General features: G+C 62.4%; 13 protein-coding genes. 9 read left to right on the top strand and 4 right to left on the bottom strand.

What is annotated here, in order from left to right; translation table 11 throughout:
* Positions 1 to 21: 21 nt before the first annotated feature.
* From ACW9UO_RS10550 to ACW9UO_RS10515, 8 genes are all read left to right on the top strand, one after another.
* Positions 22 to 1,266, top strand: coding sequence for an ABC transporter substrate-binding protein (locus ACW9UO_RS10550; RefSeq protein WP_457085775.1), 1,245 nt, complete (start codon positions 22 to 24; stop codon positions 1,264 to 1,266).
* Between the two features lie 71 nt (positions 1,267 to 1,337).
* Complete coding sequence (locus ACW9UO_RS10545; RefSeq protein ID WP_457085774.1) at positions 1,338 to 2,306, top strand: carbohydrate ABC transporter permease; 969 nt, start codon at positions 1,338 to 1,340, stop codon at positions 2,304 to 2,306.
* The gene (locus ACW9UO_RS10540; RefSeq protein WP_457085773.1) at positions 2,299 to 3,351 is read left to right on the top strand and encodes a carbohydrate ABC transporter permease; all 1,053 of its coding nucleotides are present in this window, start codon (positions 2,299 to 2,301) and stop codon (positions 3,349 to 3,351) included. The genes ACW9UO_RS10545 and ACW9UO_RS10540 overlap by 8 nt, the downstream gene beginning before the upstream one ends.
* Positions 3,352 to 3,381: 30 nt before the next feature.
* A complete protein-coding gene (locus ACW9UO_RS10535) occupies positions 3,382 to 4,461 on the top strand; it encodes an ABC transporter ATP-binding protein (RefSeq protein ID WP_457085772.1) in 1,080 nt (359 codons plus the stop codon).
* A gap of 186 nt (positions 4,462 to 4,647) precedes the next feature.
* The gene (nadA, locus tag ACW9UO_RS10530; RefSeq protein ID WP_457085771.1) at positions 4,648 to 5,697 is read left to right on the top strand and encodes a quinolinate synthase NadA; all 1,050 of its coding nucleotides are present in this window, start codon (positions 4,648 to 4,650) and stop codon (positions 5,695 to 5,697) included.
* A 5-nt stretch (positions 5,698 to 5,702) separates the two neighbouring features.
* On the top strand, positions 5,703 to 7,268 hold the full coding sequence (locus tag ACW9UO_RS10525; protein WP_457085770.1) for an L-aspartate oxidase: 1,566 nt from the start codon (positions 5,703 to 5,705) through the stop codon (positions 7,266 to 7,268).
* Positions 7,265 to 8,131 carry a carboxylating nicotinate-nucleotide diphosphorylase gene (gene nadC / locus ACW9UO_RS10520; protein ID WP_457085769.1) on the top strand — a complete coding sequence of 289 codons (867 nt, stop codon included), beginning with the start codon at positions 7,265 to 7,267 and terminating at the stop codon, positions 8,129 to 8,131. Before ACW9UO_RS10525 ends, nadC begins: the two co-directional genes overlap by 4 nt.
* Before the next feature lie 261 nt (positions 8,132 to 8,392).
* Positions 8,393 to 10,606 (top strand): NADP-dependent isocitrate dehydrogenase, encoded by a 2,214-nt coding sequence (locus ACW9UO_RS10515; protein WP_457085768.1) that lies wholly within the window; start codon positions 8,393 to 8,395, stop codon positions 10,604 to 10,606.
* A 114-nt stretch (positions 10,607 to 10,720) separates the two neighbouring features.
* Here ACW9UO_RS10515 and ureG read toward each other — a convergent pair whose 3' ends face one another.
* The 4 genes from ureG to ureC form a co-directional block, all read right to left on the bottom strand.
* Positions 10,721 to 11,359, bottom strand: coding sequence for an urease accessory protein UreG (ureG, locus tag ACW9UO_RS10510; RefSeq protein WP_457085767.1), 639 nt, complete (start codon positions 11,357 to 11,359; stop codon positions 10,721 to 10,723).
* Positions 11,356 to 11,997 carry an urease accessory protein UreF gene (locus ACW9UO_RS10505; protein WP_457085766.1) on the bottom strand — a complete coding sequence of 214 codons (642 nt, stop codon included), beginning with the start codon at positions 11,995 to 11,997 and terminating at the stop codon, positions 11,356 to 11,358. Before ACW9UO_RS10505 ends, ureG begins: the two co-directional genes overlap by 4 nt.
* Positions 11,987 to 12,454: an urease accessory protein UreE gene (locus ACW9UO_RS10500; protein WP_457085765.1), complete on the bottom strand. Its 468-nt coding sequence runs from the start codon at positions 12,452 to 12,454 to the stop codon at positions 11,987 to 11,989. Before ACW9UO_RS10500 ends, ACW9UO_RS10505 begins: the two co-directional genes overlap by 11 nt.
* A gap of 174 nt (positions 12,455 to 12,628) precedes the next feature.
* On the bottom strand, positions 12,629 to 14,389 hold the full coding sequence (gene ureC / locus ACW9UO_RS10495) for an urease subunit alpha (protein WP_457085764.1): 1,761 nt from the start codon (positions 14,387 to 14,389) through the stop codon (positions 12,629 to 12,631).
* 165 nt (positions 14,390 to 14,554) lie between these two features.
* Here ureC and ACW9UO_RS10490 point away from each other — a divergent pair, with 165 nt between their 5' ends.
* Positions 14,555 to 15,397, top strand: a complete 843-nt coding sequence (locus ACW9UO_RS10490) for a cytochrome C (protein WP_457085763.1) — start codon at positions 14,555 to 14,557, stop codon at positions 15,395 to 15,397.
* Positions 15,398 to 15,423: the final 26 nt, after the last annotated feature.

Below are 15,423 nucleotides of genomic sequence, written 5' to 3'. Positions count from 1 at the left end.
CCAATGAAAACAACACAAATATTGAAGACAGCCCTGGTGGCGGGCCTTGGCATGGCGGCCAGTGCGGCAACGGCGCAGGAAATCCGGTTCATGTGCTATTCGGATGGCAATGAATGCGAGGTTTACGACGACCTGCTGACCCGGTTCGAGGCCGAAAACGACGGCGTGAACGTCATCGTCGATGTGGTGCCCTATCAGGCGATCCTCGAAAACCTGCCGGTGCAGCTTGCTGCGGGCACTGGCCCGGACATGGCCAAAGTGACCGATCTGGGCGGGCTGAATGAATACTACCTCGATCTCGCGCCGCACGTCGACACCGGCTATTGGGACACCTCGTTTGGCGACACGCTCGACTGGTATCGCAAGGGCGACCGTCAAGGTTACTACGGCATGCATTCGCAGCTGACGATCACCGGACCGTTTGTGAACGCCACCCTGTTTGAACAAGCCGGTGTTGAAATGCCGGGCGCGGGTGCAACCTGGGATGACTGGGCCACCGCCACCCGCGCGGTTGTCGAGGCGACAGACGCCGATTTCCCGATGGCGATGGACCGGTCGGGCCACCGTGTGGCGGGCCCCGCGATTTCCTATGGCGCGAAGTATTTCGATGCCGAGGGTAACGGCTCGTTCGAGGGCTTTGACGCCTTTGCCGAGGCCTTTGTCGGCTGGAACGAAGATGGCACCATGGCGCGCGATGTCTGGGCCAGCCAAGGCGGCGCGACCTATGCCGATGCGGCGCAAGAGTTCATCAACGGCGAGGTGGTGTTCTACTACTCTGGCTCTTGGCAAGTTGGCCGGATGGACGAACAGGTTGGCGATTTCTTTGATTGGAAGGTCGTCGGCTCGCCCTGTGGCCCTGCGGGTGCCTGTTCCGGCATGCCGGGCGGCGCGGGTGTTGTTGGGTTTGAACAGACCGAACACCCTGAAATCGTTGCCAAGATCATCGACTTCCTCGCTCAGGAAGAGATCTATGCCGAAGCCACCGCCCGCACGCGCAACCTGCCGGCGCACCTTGGTGTGGCCTCTGCGGGTGTCGAGTTTGAAAACTCAAGCCCGGCGGCACAGGCCGCTCTGAACGGCTTTGCCGGCGATCTGCCCAACGTCTCGCCGATTGCCTTTGCCTATCAGGGCTATTCCGGCAACCGCGCGATGTTTGGCATCACTGTCGAGCGTCTGAGCCAAGCCATTGTCGGCGAACTCTCGGTCGAGGATGCAATGGCGCGCGCCGCCTCTGATCTCGAAGCGGCGATGGCGGAAGCCAAGTAAGCCTTTGACCTGACGATCCTGCCCCTTCGCGGCCAAGGGCTGCGAAGGGGCTTTCCAATGGCGGAGGTTCCATGCTGAAAATCGTGACGCCGATCATGCGGGTCATCGAAATCCCGATGCTCGCGCTGCAACGTAAGGTCGGGATCAACCGGCTCGCTTGGGCCTTTTTGCTGCCGAACCTCGTGCTGTTCGGGCTGTTTGCCTTTCTGCCCGTCATCCTCAACGTGTTTTATGCCCTGACCGGCAGCGATAATGTGCTGCTGTCGGATCGGCCCTACGTGGGCGCGCGTAACTTTGGCACGCTGCTGGACTGCGCCAATCATTTCGATCCCAACTCCTGCCGCGAGGATAAATTCTGGCGCGCGGTGTGGAACACGGTCTGGTTTGTGTTTCTACAGGTCGGGCTGATGGTCGGCTTTTCGCTGCTCACCGCGCTGATCCTCAACCGCGATATTCGGGCGCGCGGCTTTTTCCGCTCGGTGTTTTTCTTTCCGGTGTTGCTGTCGCCTGTCGTCGTGGCGCTGGTCTGGAAATGGGTGCTGCAACGCGAAGGCGTGCTGAACGCCTTTCTCGATTGGACCGGCATCGGTGGCTATAACTGGCTGGTCGATGCGCAATGGGCCTTTGGCTGGTCGGTGTTCATCTCGGTCTGGGCGCATATGGGGTTCTATACGCTGATCCTTTTGGCCGGGCTGCAGGCGATCCCGCGCGATGTGTATGACGCCGCTTTGATGGACCGCGCCTCGGCGTGGCGCACGTTCCGGCGGATCACCTTGCCGCTGTTGTCGCCGACGATGCTGGTGGTGCTGATCCTCGCGCTGATCAAAGGCGTGCAGACCTTTGACGAGATTTATGCCTTTACCGGCGGCGGGCCGGGCACGGCGACCACCTTTATCATCCAATACATCTATGAACGCGGTTTTGCTGGCGCGCCTCGGCTCTTTGGACTTGCGGCCACCGCGTCGCTTTTGGTCGCCGGGGTTCTGGTGGTGCTGACGCTGGTGCAACTCCGGGTGAGCAAGGGGAACGCCGATGGGTAGAGCTTTGTCCTTCCTCACCGCCACGCGCGGCAAGGGCCGCCTGCATTGGACCGATTGGGTGTCTTACGGCTATCTGATTTTCGGCGTGCTGCTGATGTTCGGCCCGGTGCTCTGGCTGGTGATGTCGAGCTTCAAATCCCCGAACGAGCTTGACCGTTTCCCGCCGCGGTTCCTGCCCTACACCCAAGAAACGCTGGTGGTTGATGGCTTTGATAAGCCGCTTTTGGCCTTCACTGTGACGGATGGCGCGCTGGCCGGGCGGGTTGTTGGCCAGACAAGGCGCGCCGCCGGTCGGGCCGAGGTGGTGAACCCGGCCAATCCAACCGAACGCATCCGCCTGACCACCGGCCAATTGGAGCCCATCGAGCGCATCGCCTTTGCGACCGAGAACTACACCCAACTGTTCGAGCGCTTCAACTTCCTGCTGTTTTTCTGGAACTCCACCTTCATCACCGCAACCGCCACGATCCTGATGCTGCTGTTCAATTCGATGGCCGCCTTTGCCCTGTCGAAATATCAGTTCCGTGGCCGCACCACGGTTTTGCTCATGGTGATCGGCACGCTGATGATCCCACAGACTGTGGTGCTGGTGCCGCTGTTCCTGATCGTGACCGAGCTCGGGATGTTCAACTCGCTTTGGGGTGTGATCATACCGGGCGCGGCCACGCCGACCGGGGTGTTCCTGCTCAGGCAATACATGATCACCATCCCGGATGAGATCCTCGATGCTGCCCGGATGGACAAGGCCAGCGAATGGAAGATTTTCTGGCGCATCATCCTGCCGCTGTCGGCCCCCGCCATTGCGGTGCTGGCGATCCTTGCGATCATGTGGCGCTGGAACGATTTCCTCTGGCCGCTGATCGTGCTGACCCGGACCGAGAATTTCACCCTGCAACTGGCGCTGAACTCGTTTCAGGGCGAGCTTCAGACCGACTGGCCCAGCCTGCTGGCCATGACCGTGCTGACCTTGCTGCCCATCGCGGCGGTCTTCATGTTCCTGCAGAAATATATCGCGACGGGCATCGCCTCGACAGGCGGCAAATGATGCGCGCCACCAAGACCAAGGAGGGCCAGTATGGCTCGGATTGAACTGAGACAGGTCAAGAAATCCTACGGCGCGGTTGACGTCATCAAGGGCATCGATCTCGACATCCAGCACGGCGATTTCTGCGTATTCGTCGGCCCGTCGGGCTGTGGCAAATCCACCCTGCTGCGGATGATTTCCGGGCTCGAGCCGATCAGCGGCGGCGACATCGTCATCGGTGGCGAAGTGGTGAATGACATCCCCGCAGCGGATCGCGGGCTCGCGATGGTGTTCCAATCCTACGCGCTGTATCCGCATATGACGGTGCGCCAGAATATGTCGTTCGGCTTGGAAAACATCAACATGCCCCGCGCCGAGATCGAGAGTAAGGTCAACGAGGTGTCGCGGATGCTGCAAATCGAACCGCTGCTTGATCGCCGCCCCAAAGACCTCTCGGGCGGGCAGCGCCAGCGCGTTGCCATTGGCCGTGCGGTGGTGCGCGAGCCGCGCGTTTTCCTGTTTGACGAGCCGCTGAGCAACCTTGATGCCGAGCTGCGCGTCGACATGCGCGGCGAGATCACCCAACTGCACCGGCGGCTGGAAAACACCATGATCTATGTCACCCACGATCAGGTCGAGGCGATGACAATGGCCGACAAGATCGCGGTGCTGCGCGCGGGGGAGTTGGAGCAGTTTGGCCGCCCGCTCGACCTCTATAACCGCCCCGACAACATCTTTGTCGCCGGGTTCATCGGCAGCCCCAAGATGAACTTCCTCAAAGGCCGGATTTCGGCCAACTCTGCCCAGATTTTCGAGCTTGAGACCGGCGAAACCGTGCCGCTTCCCAAGGCCGGTTTCCGTCAACGGCCCGGCCAGGAGGTGACGCTTGGCATACGGCCCAACCACCTGACCCCTGCGCCGGGCGGGCCGATTGAAGTCACCGTCAAAAGCCTCGAACAGCTTGGCGGCGAGGCCTATGTTTACGGCGCATTGTCCAACGGCCAGTCCTTTACGCTGCACATGCCGGGGCAAATCGGGGCCAAGATCGGTGAAGTCCTGACGATGGCGCCGCAAATCCACGAGATGCACCTGTTTGATACCGCAAGCGGTGAGACACTGTGGATGGGGTGATTTTGGGCCGGTGGAAACCGTCCAGCGCCCAAGTTTGGCGCGATTCGCCAGAGGCGGACCCATACGCCTAAACCCACAAGCGAAATTCCCTGCGTTAAGCTTTTGACCTCAGGTCAATCCCTGAGTAAGTAAGGCTTTCCTCAATGTTGGGCCCCCTTTGGCCCGCGAAAGGCAAAGGACCGTCCCATGCTGGACCACGTAGAAATGCGCAGCTCGCTGGCCGAGCACTACGATCTTTCCCCCTCCGTCGAGCTGGCGGAAGAGATGTCAGACATTCACGACCTGATGAAACGGGCGATCCCTTTTCCAGACTGGGCCATGTTTGCGCCCTATGTCGCCGCCATCAACCGGTTGAAAAAGGAAAAAAACGCGGTCATTTTGGCGCATAACTACATGACGCCGGAAATCTATCACGGGATTGCCGATTTCGTCGGTGACAGCCTTGCGCTTGCGATCAAGGCCAAGGAAGTCGAGGCCGATGTCATCGTGCAATGCGGCGTGCATTTCATGGCCGAGACCTCGAAAATCCTCAATCCATCCAAGACGGTTCTGATCCCCGATATGGGCGCGGGCTGCTCCTTGGCCGAATCGATCACTGCGGATGGCATTGCCGAGATGCGGGCGAAATACCCCGGCGCGCCGGTGGTCAGCTACGTCAACACCACAGCCGAGGTCAAAGCGGCGTCGGACATTTGCTGCACTTCGGCAAATGCGCTGCAGATCGTCGATGCGATGGACAGCGACACGGTGATTATGACGCCCGATCAATACCTTGCCCAGAACGTTGCGGCGCAATCGAAAAAGAACGTGGTTTACTGGCCCGGTTCCTGCGTGGTGCACGAACGCTATTCCGCCGAGGAAATGCGTGAATACCGCGCCGCCAACCCCGGCACCAAGATCGTGGCCCACCCCGAGTGCAAACCCGAAGTGGTGGAAGAGGCCGATTTCACCGGCTCGACCACCGGGATGATCGATTGGGTCCGCGAAAACCGCCCCGAGCGGGTGCTGTTGGTGACCGAATGTTCGATGGCCGCGAATGTGGCCGAAGAGCTGCCCGAAATCGACCTGACCAAGCCGTGCAACGCCTGCCCCTACATGAAGAAAATCACGCTGGAAAAGGTGCTTTGGTCACTGCACACCATGCAGACCCCGGTTGAGGTTGACCCCGCGATTGCGGAAAACGCCCGGCTCGCGGTTGAGCGGATGATCGATCTGTCGCGCAAGCTGGGGATCTGAACCGGGTGACCACCTATGACACGGCCCGCGTCGTCATTATCGGTGCCGGGCTGGGCGCACTTTACGCGGCGCTGAAACTGGCGCCGCGTCCTGTTCTGATGATCTCGCCCGAGACCTTGGGCGAGGGGGCCAGTTCGGCCTGGGCGCAGGGCGGCGTCGCGGCGGCGATGGACCCCGACGACAGCGCCGAGGCGCATGCCGCTGATACAGTGCGCGCCGGGGCCGGGATCGTCGATGCCGGGGTGGCCGAACAGGTGGCGCAAGAGGCCCGCGCGCATATCCTTGACCTGACCGAGCTTGGCACGCCATTCGATCGTACCGAAAGCGGCGGCTATGTGATGTCGCGCGAGGCGGCGCATAGTTTTGCCCGTGTTGTCAGGGTCAAAGGCGATCAGGCCGGGGCGGAAATCATGCGGGCGCTGGTGGCGCAGGTGCGCGAGGCCGTGTCGGTTCAAGTGCTCGAAGGTGTGCTGGCGACCGGGCTTGAGGTGCAAGAGGGGCGCGTGACCGGCGTGCGTTTGGTGCGGGCCACAGCCGAGGGCTCTGCGCCGGTGCTGGTGCGCGCACCAGCGGTGCTTTTGGCCGGGGGCGGGTCGGGCGGGCTGTACGCCAAGACCACCAACCCCAAGCGCATTCGCGGCCAGGTGATCGGCATGGCGGCGCGGGCCGGGGCGGTGATTTCCGATCCCGAATTCGTGCAATTCCACCCCACCGCCATCGACGTCGGCGAAGACCCGACACCGCTGGCAACCGAAGCGTTGCGCGGCGAAGGCGCGGTGCTGATCAACCGCGACGGCGTGCGTTTCATGACCGCCGTGCACCCCGACGCAGAGCTGGCCCCGCGCGATATTGTGGCCCGCGCGGTGTTTGCCCAAAGCCAAGCCGGATTGCGCCCGATGCTCGACACCCGCGAGGTGCTGGGCGCGGCGATCAAGGTGCAGTTTCCCTCCGTCGCCGCCGCCTGCGCGCGCAATGGCATCGACCCCGGCACCGCGCCGATCCCGGTCACCGCCTCGGCGCATTACCACATGGGCGGGGTCGACGCGGATATTCACGGCAGGACGAGCCTTGGCGGTCTGTGGGTCTGTGGCGAGGCCTCCTCGACCGGGCTGCACGGCGCGAACCGGCTGGCTTCGAACGGGCTGCTCGAGGCACTGGTTTATGCCCGCAACGCCGCGCTCGACATTGCGCAGGGCTCGGAGACAGGGGACGTGGCCGAGGTTTCGCTAGAGTTCAAAGCGGGCGCGCAAGCGACCGATGAGAGCGCAGTCGCAGAGTTGCGCCGGGTGATGACCGCTGATGTTGGCGTGGTGCGCAATGGCGCTGGGCTGCGCCGGGCGCTCACTTCGATTGCCGCGCTTGAAGCCGCGAACGACAGCGAGGCCTTTCTCAACATGTCCGCCACCGCGACGCTGATTGTCGCCGCCGCCTATCTGCGCGAAGAAAGCCGCGGGGCGCATTTCCGCGACGACTGCCCCGAGGCGGTCGAGGGCGCGGCGGCGCGCACCCGGATCACATTGGACGCGGCGCTGAAGCTGCGCGCGACACTTTGCAAGGAGACTGCGGCATGAGCGCAGAGGTTAACGCCGGATTGGCACGGGTTCCCGATCTGGTGCTAGAGCCGATGGTGCGCAATGCGCTGCTTGAGGATCTCGGCAGCTACGGCGACATCACCACTCGCACCACCATCGCGCCGGGCACACACTATATGGCGCGGCTCAACGCGCGCGAGCCGGGGGTTGTCTCGGGAATGCAGGTGGCGATGCTGGCGTTTCGGCTGGTCGATCCGGCGTTGAAACTGACCCTGCACAAGCCGGACGGCAGCGCCTGCGCGCCCGGTGATCTGCTGATGGAAATCAGCGGCGATGCCGGGTCGATCCTATCGGGCGAGCGCGTCGCGCTTAACTTTGCGGGCCGTCTGTCGGGCATTGCCAGCCTGACCGCCGGTTTCGTGGCCGAGACCAAGGGCACCGAGACCCGCATCACCTGCACGCGCAAGACCACGCCGGGGCTGCGGGTGGTGGAGAAGCTGGCGGTGCTGCATGGCGGCGGGTTCAACCACCGCTATTCGCTGTCCGATGCGATCCTGATCAAGGACAACCACATTGCCGCCGCTGGCGGTGTGCGCCCGGTGCTGCAAGCCTGCAAAGCCCACGCCAGCCATATGGTGCGGGTCGAGATTGAGGTGGATACGCTGGCGCAACTGGCCGAGGTGCTCGACGAAGGCGGGGCCGATGTTGTGCTGCTCGACAATATGACAACGGCGGATCTGCGCGAGGCGGTGGGGTTGGTCGACGGGCGGATTGTGATCGAGGCGTCGGGGAACATGAAGCTGGCGCGGATCGCGGAAGTGGCGGCCACCGGGGTGAATTACATTTCATCGGGGGCGCTGACGCATTCGGCGCAAACACTCGATCTGGGTTTGGATTTCTGAGAGCTTGAAGGATGGGGGCTCTGCCCCCGCCCCTGCGGGCCTCCCCCGCGGTATTTTCAAACAGAAGAAGCAGGGGGCGCGCCTCATTATGGGCCGCGCGGCTTTGTCCGGTTGAATTTGCGGCGGGGCTGGTCTAATCGAGCAGCAATCGAAGCAAAATGGCGAATTCCGGGTTGCGCCTGGACGGGGCGCGCGTTCACAAGATAGCAGTCACGTCCTAAAGAAACCCGCATTTCCACTGTCAAAAAAGGGTACCACATCATGGCCGATATCAAGTCTCCCGACATATTGTATACCATTGTAGACGAAGCCCCCGAACTGGCCAGCGCGTCGTTCCTGCCGATCATTCGCAAGTTTGCGGCGGCGGCTGATATCTCGATCGGAACCAAGGATATTTCCCTCGCCGGTCGGATTATCGCGACCTTCCCGGAGACCCTCACAGAGGCACAGCGCCAGAGCGACGATCTGGCCGAATTGGGCGAGTTGGTGAAGACCCCCGGTGCCAATGTCATCAAGCTGCCCAACATTTCGGCCTCGGTGCCGCAGCTGGTGGCCGCGGTGAAAGAGCTTCAGTCCAAAGGCTATGACCTGCCCGATTATCCCGAAGATCCGCAGACCGACGAAGACAAGGCGATCCGCGCCCGGTTTGACGCGATCAAAGGCTCGGCGGTGAACCCGGTTCTGCGCGAAGGCAACTCGGACCGCCGCGCCGCCAAGCCGGTGAAGAAAGACGCCCAGAACAACCCGCACCGCATGGGCACATGGTCGAGCGACAGCAAAACCAAAGTGTCGTCGATGTCGGGCAATGATTTCTTTTCGAACGAAGTTTCGGCCACGTTGTCGGGTGCGCAGGCCGGTAAGGCCAAGATCGAATTCGTCGGTAAAGATGGCAGCACCACCGTTTTGAAAGACGGCTGGGCGCTGGACGCGGGCACCGTGGTGGATGCGACGTTCATGTCGGTCAAGGCGCTGTCGGCGTTCCTGACTGAGCAGATCGAAGACACCAAGAAAGACGGCACGCTGTTTTCGCTGCACCTCAAGGCGACGATGATGAAAGTCTCGGACCCGATCCTGTTTGGCCATGCGGTCAAGGCATGGCTGGCGCCGGTGTTTGAAAAATACGGCGATGAGATGAAGGCAGCGGGTGTGAACCCGAATTCCGGCCTTGGCGATCTGCTGGAGCGTGTTGCCGACAAGCCTGAGATCCTTGCTGCGATCGAAGAGGTCCGCGCTGAACGCCCGCCGATGTATATGGTGAATTCCGACAAGGGCATCACCAACCTACATGTGCCGTCGGATGTGATCATTGACGCTTCGCTTCCCGCGCTGATCCGCGCCGGCGGCAAGGGCTGGGGTCCGGATGGCAACGAGGGCGACAGCAACTGTGTCATCCCCGACAATTCCTATGCGCCGGTTTACGACGAGGCGATCAAGTTCTTCAAAGCCAATGGCGCGCTGAACCCGGCGATCGCTGGCACCGTGCAGAACGTTGGTCTGATGGCGCAGAAGGCCGAGGAATACGGCAGCCACCCGACCACATTCGAAGCGGCGGCGGATGGTGCCTTCCGCGTTGTTCTGGAGAATGGCGATGTGCTGCACTCCCATGACGTTGAGGCCGGCGACATCTGGCGCGCTTGCACCACCAAGCAGGCTCCGATTGAGAACTGGGTGCAGCTGGCGATGGACCGTCAGCGCCTGACCGGGGCGCAGTCGATCTTTTGGCTGGACGAAACCCGTGCGCATGACGCCGAGCTGATTGCGTATGTCACACCGATCCTTGAGGCGGCGGGCGTGGCCGACAAGTTCACCATCATGGCGCCGCGCGAAGCCACCCGTGCCTCGCTTGAGACTATCACGGCCGGCAAGGACAGCATTGCCATCACCGGCAACGTGCTGCGCGATTACCTCACCGATCTGTTCCCGATCCTAGAGTTGGGCACCTCGGCCAAGATGCTGTCGATTGTGAAGCTGATGAACGGCGGCGGGTTGTTTGAAACCGGTGCGGGCGGGTCTGCGCCCAAGCACGTGCAGCAGTTGGTTGAGCAAAACCACCTGCGCTGGGATTCGATGGGTGAATTCTGTGCGCTGGGCGAGAGCCTGAACTTCCTTGCCGACAGCCAGGGCAATGCCAAGGCTGGCGTGCTTGGGGATGCGGCAGAGGCGGCGACGCAGGGCATTCTTGATAATGACCGTTCGCCTTCGCGCAAGGTGGGTGAGCCGGACAACCGCGACAGCCACTACTGGTTTGCGCGTTACTGGGCCGAGGCGCTGGCGGCGCAGTCGAAAGACGCCGATCTGGCCGCGCATTTCGCACCGATTGCCAAGGCGCTGGCCGAGAAGGAAGCTGAGATCCTCGGTGAATTCAAAGCGGCTCAGGGTCCGGCGGCGGACATCGGCGGCTATTACAAGCCGAGCGTTGAGAAGAAGGCCGAAGTGATGCGCCCAAGCGCGGCGTTGAACGCGATCATCGGCTGATCTGAGGCCCTTGCGAATACGAAAGCCGCCCGGGTGTCTCGGGCGGCTTTTTTCTTGGCGCAACCAAAATCCATTGATGGATTTTCACCGATCCATCAATGGATCGGCCCCGTTTCACTCGGCCGGAACGGTGTCTAATGTGCGCAACCCCGCAAGATCGCAGATCGCGGCCAAGACCTCGGTCGGCCCTGTGTCGTGGCGCAGCGAGGTAAAGAGGAACGGCCGCGTGCCGCGCATCCGCCGGGCGTCACGCTCCATTACCTCCAGCGACGCACCGACATAGGGGGCGAGATCGGTTTTGTTGATGATCAGCAGGTCGGACTTGGTGATCGCCGGCCCGCCCTTGCGCGGTATTTCCTCGCCCGCCGCCACATCGATCACGTAGATGGTGAAATCGGCCAACTCGGGGCTAAAGGTGGCCGACAGGTTGTCGCCGCCAGATTCCACCATCACCACCTCAAGGTCCTCATGCCGTCGCCGCATCTCGGCAATGGCGGCCAGGTTGATCGAGGCATCTTCGCGGATCGCCGTATGCGGGCAGCCGCCGGTTTCGACCCCCATCACCCGGTCGCCGGGCAGCACCTGCATCCGCATCAGCGCCTCGGCGTCCTCCTGCGTATAGATGTCATTTGTGATCACACCGATGGAGTAACCGGGGTGCATCAGCCCGGCGAGCTTGGCGGTCAGCGTGGTTTTACCCGCGCCCACCGGGCCGCCGATGCCGATACGAAGAGGGCCGTTCAGATGGGTCATGAGCGAAATAGCCTTGGTTCGAGGGTTTCATGGGTCATTGCCGCGACATCGGACATAAAGCAGTTCGAGAAGATCGCGTCGGGGGTCGCCTCGGCGGTGTCTTCTGCGAGTGTCGCGCAGAGCGGGGTGAGGGCGGCGAGCGCGGCCTGCCCCTCGGTTTGGCCCAACGGCACGAGGCGGATCGCGGCAGAGGTCAGATTGGCCGCAAAGGCGTGCAAATACATCGCCGTGCTGTCGGTCAGGGACAGCCCCGCCAGCCGCGACGCACGCCCGACCGCCAGAGGCAGCAGCACATCGGGAAGGTCATAGCCCCAGACATCGCGCACCGTTCTGGCGAAGGCCGCGCCTTGCACCTCGGCCTCGGTCAGCCGTTCGGCCGCCGGGGCAAAGGCGCGGGCGGTGGCGTCAAGGTCGGCCAACTCGTCGGGGGTTTTGGCGCGATAGGCCAGCGACAACAGCACCGCATCCGACCGGCCGCTGCCTTGCTCAAGCAGCGGCGTCAGCCAATCCTGCAAGGTCGCGGCGGAGTGTACCCAGCCGCGCGCGATGGCCGTTTCCAGCCCGTGCGAATAGGCAAACGCCCCGATGGGAAAGGCCGGCGACAGCCATTGTTGCAGGGTCAGAAGCTCAGTGCGCATGGGCCGTGTGCCCGTGGTCATGCGCGTGGGTGCGGCCGTGCCCATAGGCCCCGCCTTCGGGGGTGAACGGTTCTAACACCTCGGTCAGCGTCGCGCCCAGATGTTCCAGCATATGCCCGATCACCGGATCGCGCTGGATCAGCAGCCGGTCGGCCTCGATCTGGCACGGCGTGTGGCGGTTGCCGACATGCCAGGCCAGGCGGGTGAGATCACCGGTCACCGCAAACAGGTCTTCCTCAGCCGCGATCACCTTGATTTGCGTGCCGTCGGGCAAAGCAAAGGCATCGCCGTGATCGACCGACGTGGTGTGCTCAAGATCCACCAGAAAGCGGGTGCCTTGCGCCGTAGTCAGCGTTTTGCGGCGGAAAAACCGCTCATCATAGGTGAGCGTTACCAGATCCTGGCAGTCAGGCGCGTCGGCTTTGGGGAGGATGGATTGGGTCAGGGGCAGGGTCATGTTCATACCTTATTAAGGCTCTTGCGGCACTCTTAGTGCATGGAGCAGAGCAACCATATTGCTGATTTGACGGATGCGCTGGGCGAGGTCCCGCGCCGCAGAATTCAGGAGGAGTTCGATGTAATTGAACCGATTTGACAGGCTTATTGGTGTAAAGGAGGTCATCCCAATGCCCTAAAACAGGAAATACCGCTGCGCCATCGGCAGGCTTTCGGCCGGCTGACAGGTCAGAAGTTCGCCATCCGCGCGCACCTCATAGGTCTCGGGGTGCACTTCGATATGCGGCGTGGCCGTGTTGAGCTTAAGGTGCGATTTTCCGATCTTGCGGGTGTTTTGCACCGCGACGGTCTGTTTCGCCAGTCCCAGCGATTTGCCGATCCCCTCGGCCTGCGCGGCGGCAGAGACGAAAGTGACGGCGGAATGCTCGACAGAACGGCCATAGGCACCGAACATCAGGCGGGAATACACCGGCTGCGGCGTCGGGATTGATGCGTTGGGGTCGCCCATCTGTGCGCAAACGATGGTGCCGCCAAGCAGGACCATCTCGGGCTTCACCCCAAAGAACGCCGGATTCCAGAGCACCAGATCGGCGCGTTTGCCCACTTCGATCGAGCCGATCTCATGGCTCAGCCCGTGCGCAATCGCGGGGTTGATGGTGTATTTGGCGATATAGCGGCGCACGCGGAAATTATCGTTGTCGCCGGTCTCTTCGGCCAGACGTCCGCGCTGTTTCTTCATCTTGTCAGCGGTTTGCCAGGTCCGGATCAGCACTTCCCCGACGCGACCCATCGCTTGACTGTCCGAGGCGATGATCGAAAACGCGCCCATGTCGTGCAGGATATCCTCGGCGGCAATGGTCTCGCGCCGGATGCGGCTTTCGGCAAAGGCCACGTCCTCGGGGATCGATTTGTCGAGGTGGTGACAGACCATGAGCATGTCGAGGTGCTCTTCGAGCGTGTTAACGGTGAAGGGGCGGGTTGGGTTGGTCGAGGAGGGCAAAACATGCTCTTCGCCGCAGATCTTGATGATGTCAGGGGCGTGGCCGCCGCCTGCGCCTTCGGTGTGAAAGGCGTGGATGGTGCGGCCTTTCATGGCTTTCACGGTGTTTTCGACAAAGCCGGATTCGTTGAGCGTATCGGTGTGGATCATCACCTGCACGTCCATGTCATCGGCCACCGACAGGCAGCAATCGATGGCGGCGGGCGTGGTGCCCCAGTCTTCGTGCAGCTTGAGCGAACAGGCCCCGGCCTTGACCTGTTCGACCAGCGCTTCGGGCAGCGAGGCGTTGCCTTTCCCCGCGAAGGCAAGGTTCATCGGCAGGCCATCTGCCGCCTGCAACATCCGCCCGAGGTGCCAAGGGCCGGGGGTGCAGGTGGTGGCCAAGGTGCCGTGCGCCGGGCCGGTGCCACCGCCAAGCATGGTGGTCAGGCCAGAATGCAAAGCGTCTTCAATCTGTTGCGGGCAGATAAAATGGATGTGGCTGTCAAATCCACCTGCGGTCAGAATGCGGCCCTCGCCCGCGATGACTTCGGTGCCGGGGCCGACGATGATGTTCACGCCCGGCTGGGTGTCGGGGTTGCCCGCCTTGCCGATGACCGCGATGCGCCCGCCTTTCAGGCCGACATCGGCTTTGATGATGCCGGTGTAATCGACGATCAGCGCATTGGTGATCACGGTGTCGACCGCACCCGCGGCCCGCGTCGTCTGGGCCTGGCCCATGCCATCGCGGATCACCTTGCCGCCGCCAAATTTGACTTCCTCACCATAGGCCAGCGCGTTGGCTCCGGTTCCGCCGGTGGTCGCCGTCCCGGCCCGTTCCGCGATCAGGTCACGCTCGACCTCGATAATCAGGTCAGTGTCAGCAAGGCGCAGACGGTCGCCCACGGTGGGGCCGAACATGGCGGCATAATCGGAACGCTTGATCGTTGCGGGCATTTCGGAGTCCTTTCAGGCGTGAGCGGCGCGGTCCGCGCGGCGACTCAATTGACAAAACGGTCGCATTGCGCTATCTTGCGCGCCTGTAACCTTATGTAAGTATTCATTAATATTGCCGTGCCGAGAGTTTTCGGCGCGACGAGGAAGCATTTTCAGGAGGTCTTTATGAGAGCCGATTTTTCGTTGCTCGCTGCGGGTCTGTGCCTTGCTGCCGGGTCTGTCCTTGCCGAACCCAGCGCCGAACGCGGGGAATATCTTGTTCAGGGGCCCGCCGGTTGCGGCAATTGCCACACGCCGTTCGGGGCCGAGGGGCTCGACATGTCCCGCGATCTGAGCGGGCGGTTGGTGGAAAAGAACGATATGTTTACCGCCATCTCTGCCAATATCACCCCGGCGGGCCGGGTGGCCGAGTGGAGCGATGCCGAGCTGGGCCGAGCGATCCGCGAATGCATGCGCCCTGATGGCACGGTGATTGGGCCGCCGATGCCCTGCGCGGTGTATCGCGGGCTGGGCGATGAGGATCTGGCCTCGATCGTGATGTATCTGCGCGGGGTTCCGGCGGTCGAGAACGATCCCGGCACGTCGGAGTACAACATTCCGCTGCCGCCCGCCTATGGTCCGCCGATTGACAGTGTGACCGCGCCAGAGCGGGGCGTCAGCGTGGAATACGGCGCCTATTTGGCTGGGCCGGTGGCGCATTGCGTCGAATGCCATTCGCCGATGGGGCCGCAGGGGCCGATGATTGACCCCGCGCACGCCTTTACCGGCGGGTTCGAATTCCACGGGCCTTGGGGCACCTCGGTGTCGAAGAACCTGACCAGTCATGCAGACGGGCTTGCCGGATACAGCGATGCCGAGATCAAGGTGATGATGACCACAGGCAAACGCCCGGATGGCAGCGCGATGATGCCGCCGATGCCCTATGGCTATTACGCCGCGACGGACGCGGGTGATATCGATGCGATCATCCTCTACCTGCGCAGCCTCGCGCCATTGCCCGACATGTGATCGGACAAAAGGGCCGGGCCGCGTAT

The organism is Marinovum sedimenti (assembly GCF_054052205.1).
This window is presented reverse-complemented; position numbering and strand designations above follow the sequence as displayed.

Coding starts and splice junctions, on each gene's coding strand:
- ACW9UO_RS10545 (WP_457085774.1), top strand. CDS start 1,338: ATGCTGAAAATCGTGACGCCGATCATGCGGGTCATCGAAATCCCGATG.
- ACW9UO_RS10540 (WP_457085773.1), top strand. CDS start 2,299: ATGGGTAGAGCTTTGTCCTTCCTCACCGCCACGCGCGGCAAGGGCCGC.
- ACW9UO_RS10535 (WP_457085772.1), top strand. CDS start 3,382: ATGGCTCGGATTGAACTGAGACAGGTCAAGAAATCCTACGGCGCGGTT.
- nadA (WP_457085771.1), top strand. CDS start 4,648: ATGCTGGACCACGTAGAAATGCGCAGCTCGCTGGCCGAGCACTACGAT.
- nadC (WP_457085769.1), top strand. CDS start 7,265: ATGAGCGCAGAGGTTAACGCCGGATTGGCACGGGTTCCCGATCTGGTG.
- ACW9UO_RS10515 (WP_457085768.1), top strand. CDS start 8,393: ATGGCCGATATCAAGTCTCCCGACATATTGTATACCATTGTAGACGAA.
- ureG (WP_457085767.1), bottom strand. CDS start 11,359: ATGACCCATCTGAACGGCCCTCTTCGTATCGGCATCGGCGGCCCGGTG.
- ACW9UO_RS10505 (WP_457085766.1), bottom strand. CDS start 11,997: ATGCGCACTGAGCTTCTGACCCTGCAACAATGGCTGTCGCCGGCCTTT.
- ACW9UO_RS10500 (WP_457085765.1), bottom strand. CDS start 12,454: ATGACCCTGCCCCTGACCCAATCCATCCTCCCCAAAGCCGACGCGCCT.
- ureC (WP_457085764.1), bottom strand. CDS start 14,389: ATGCCCGCAACGATCAAGCGTTCCGATTATGCCGCCATGTTCGGCCCC.
- ACW9UO_RS10490 (WP_457085763.1), top strand. CDS start 14,555: ATGAGAGCCGATTTTTCGTTGCTCGCTGCGGGTCTGTGCCTTGCTGCC.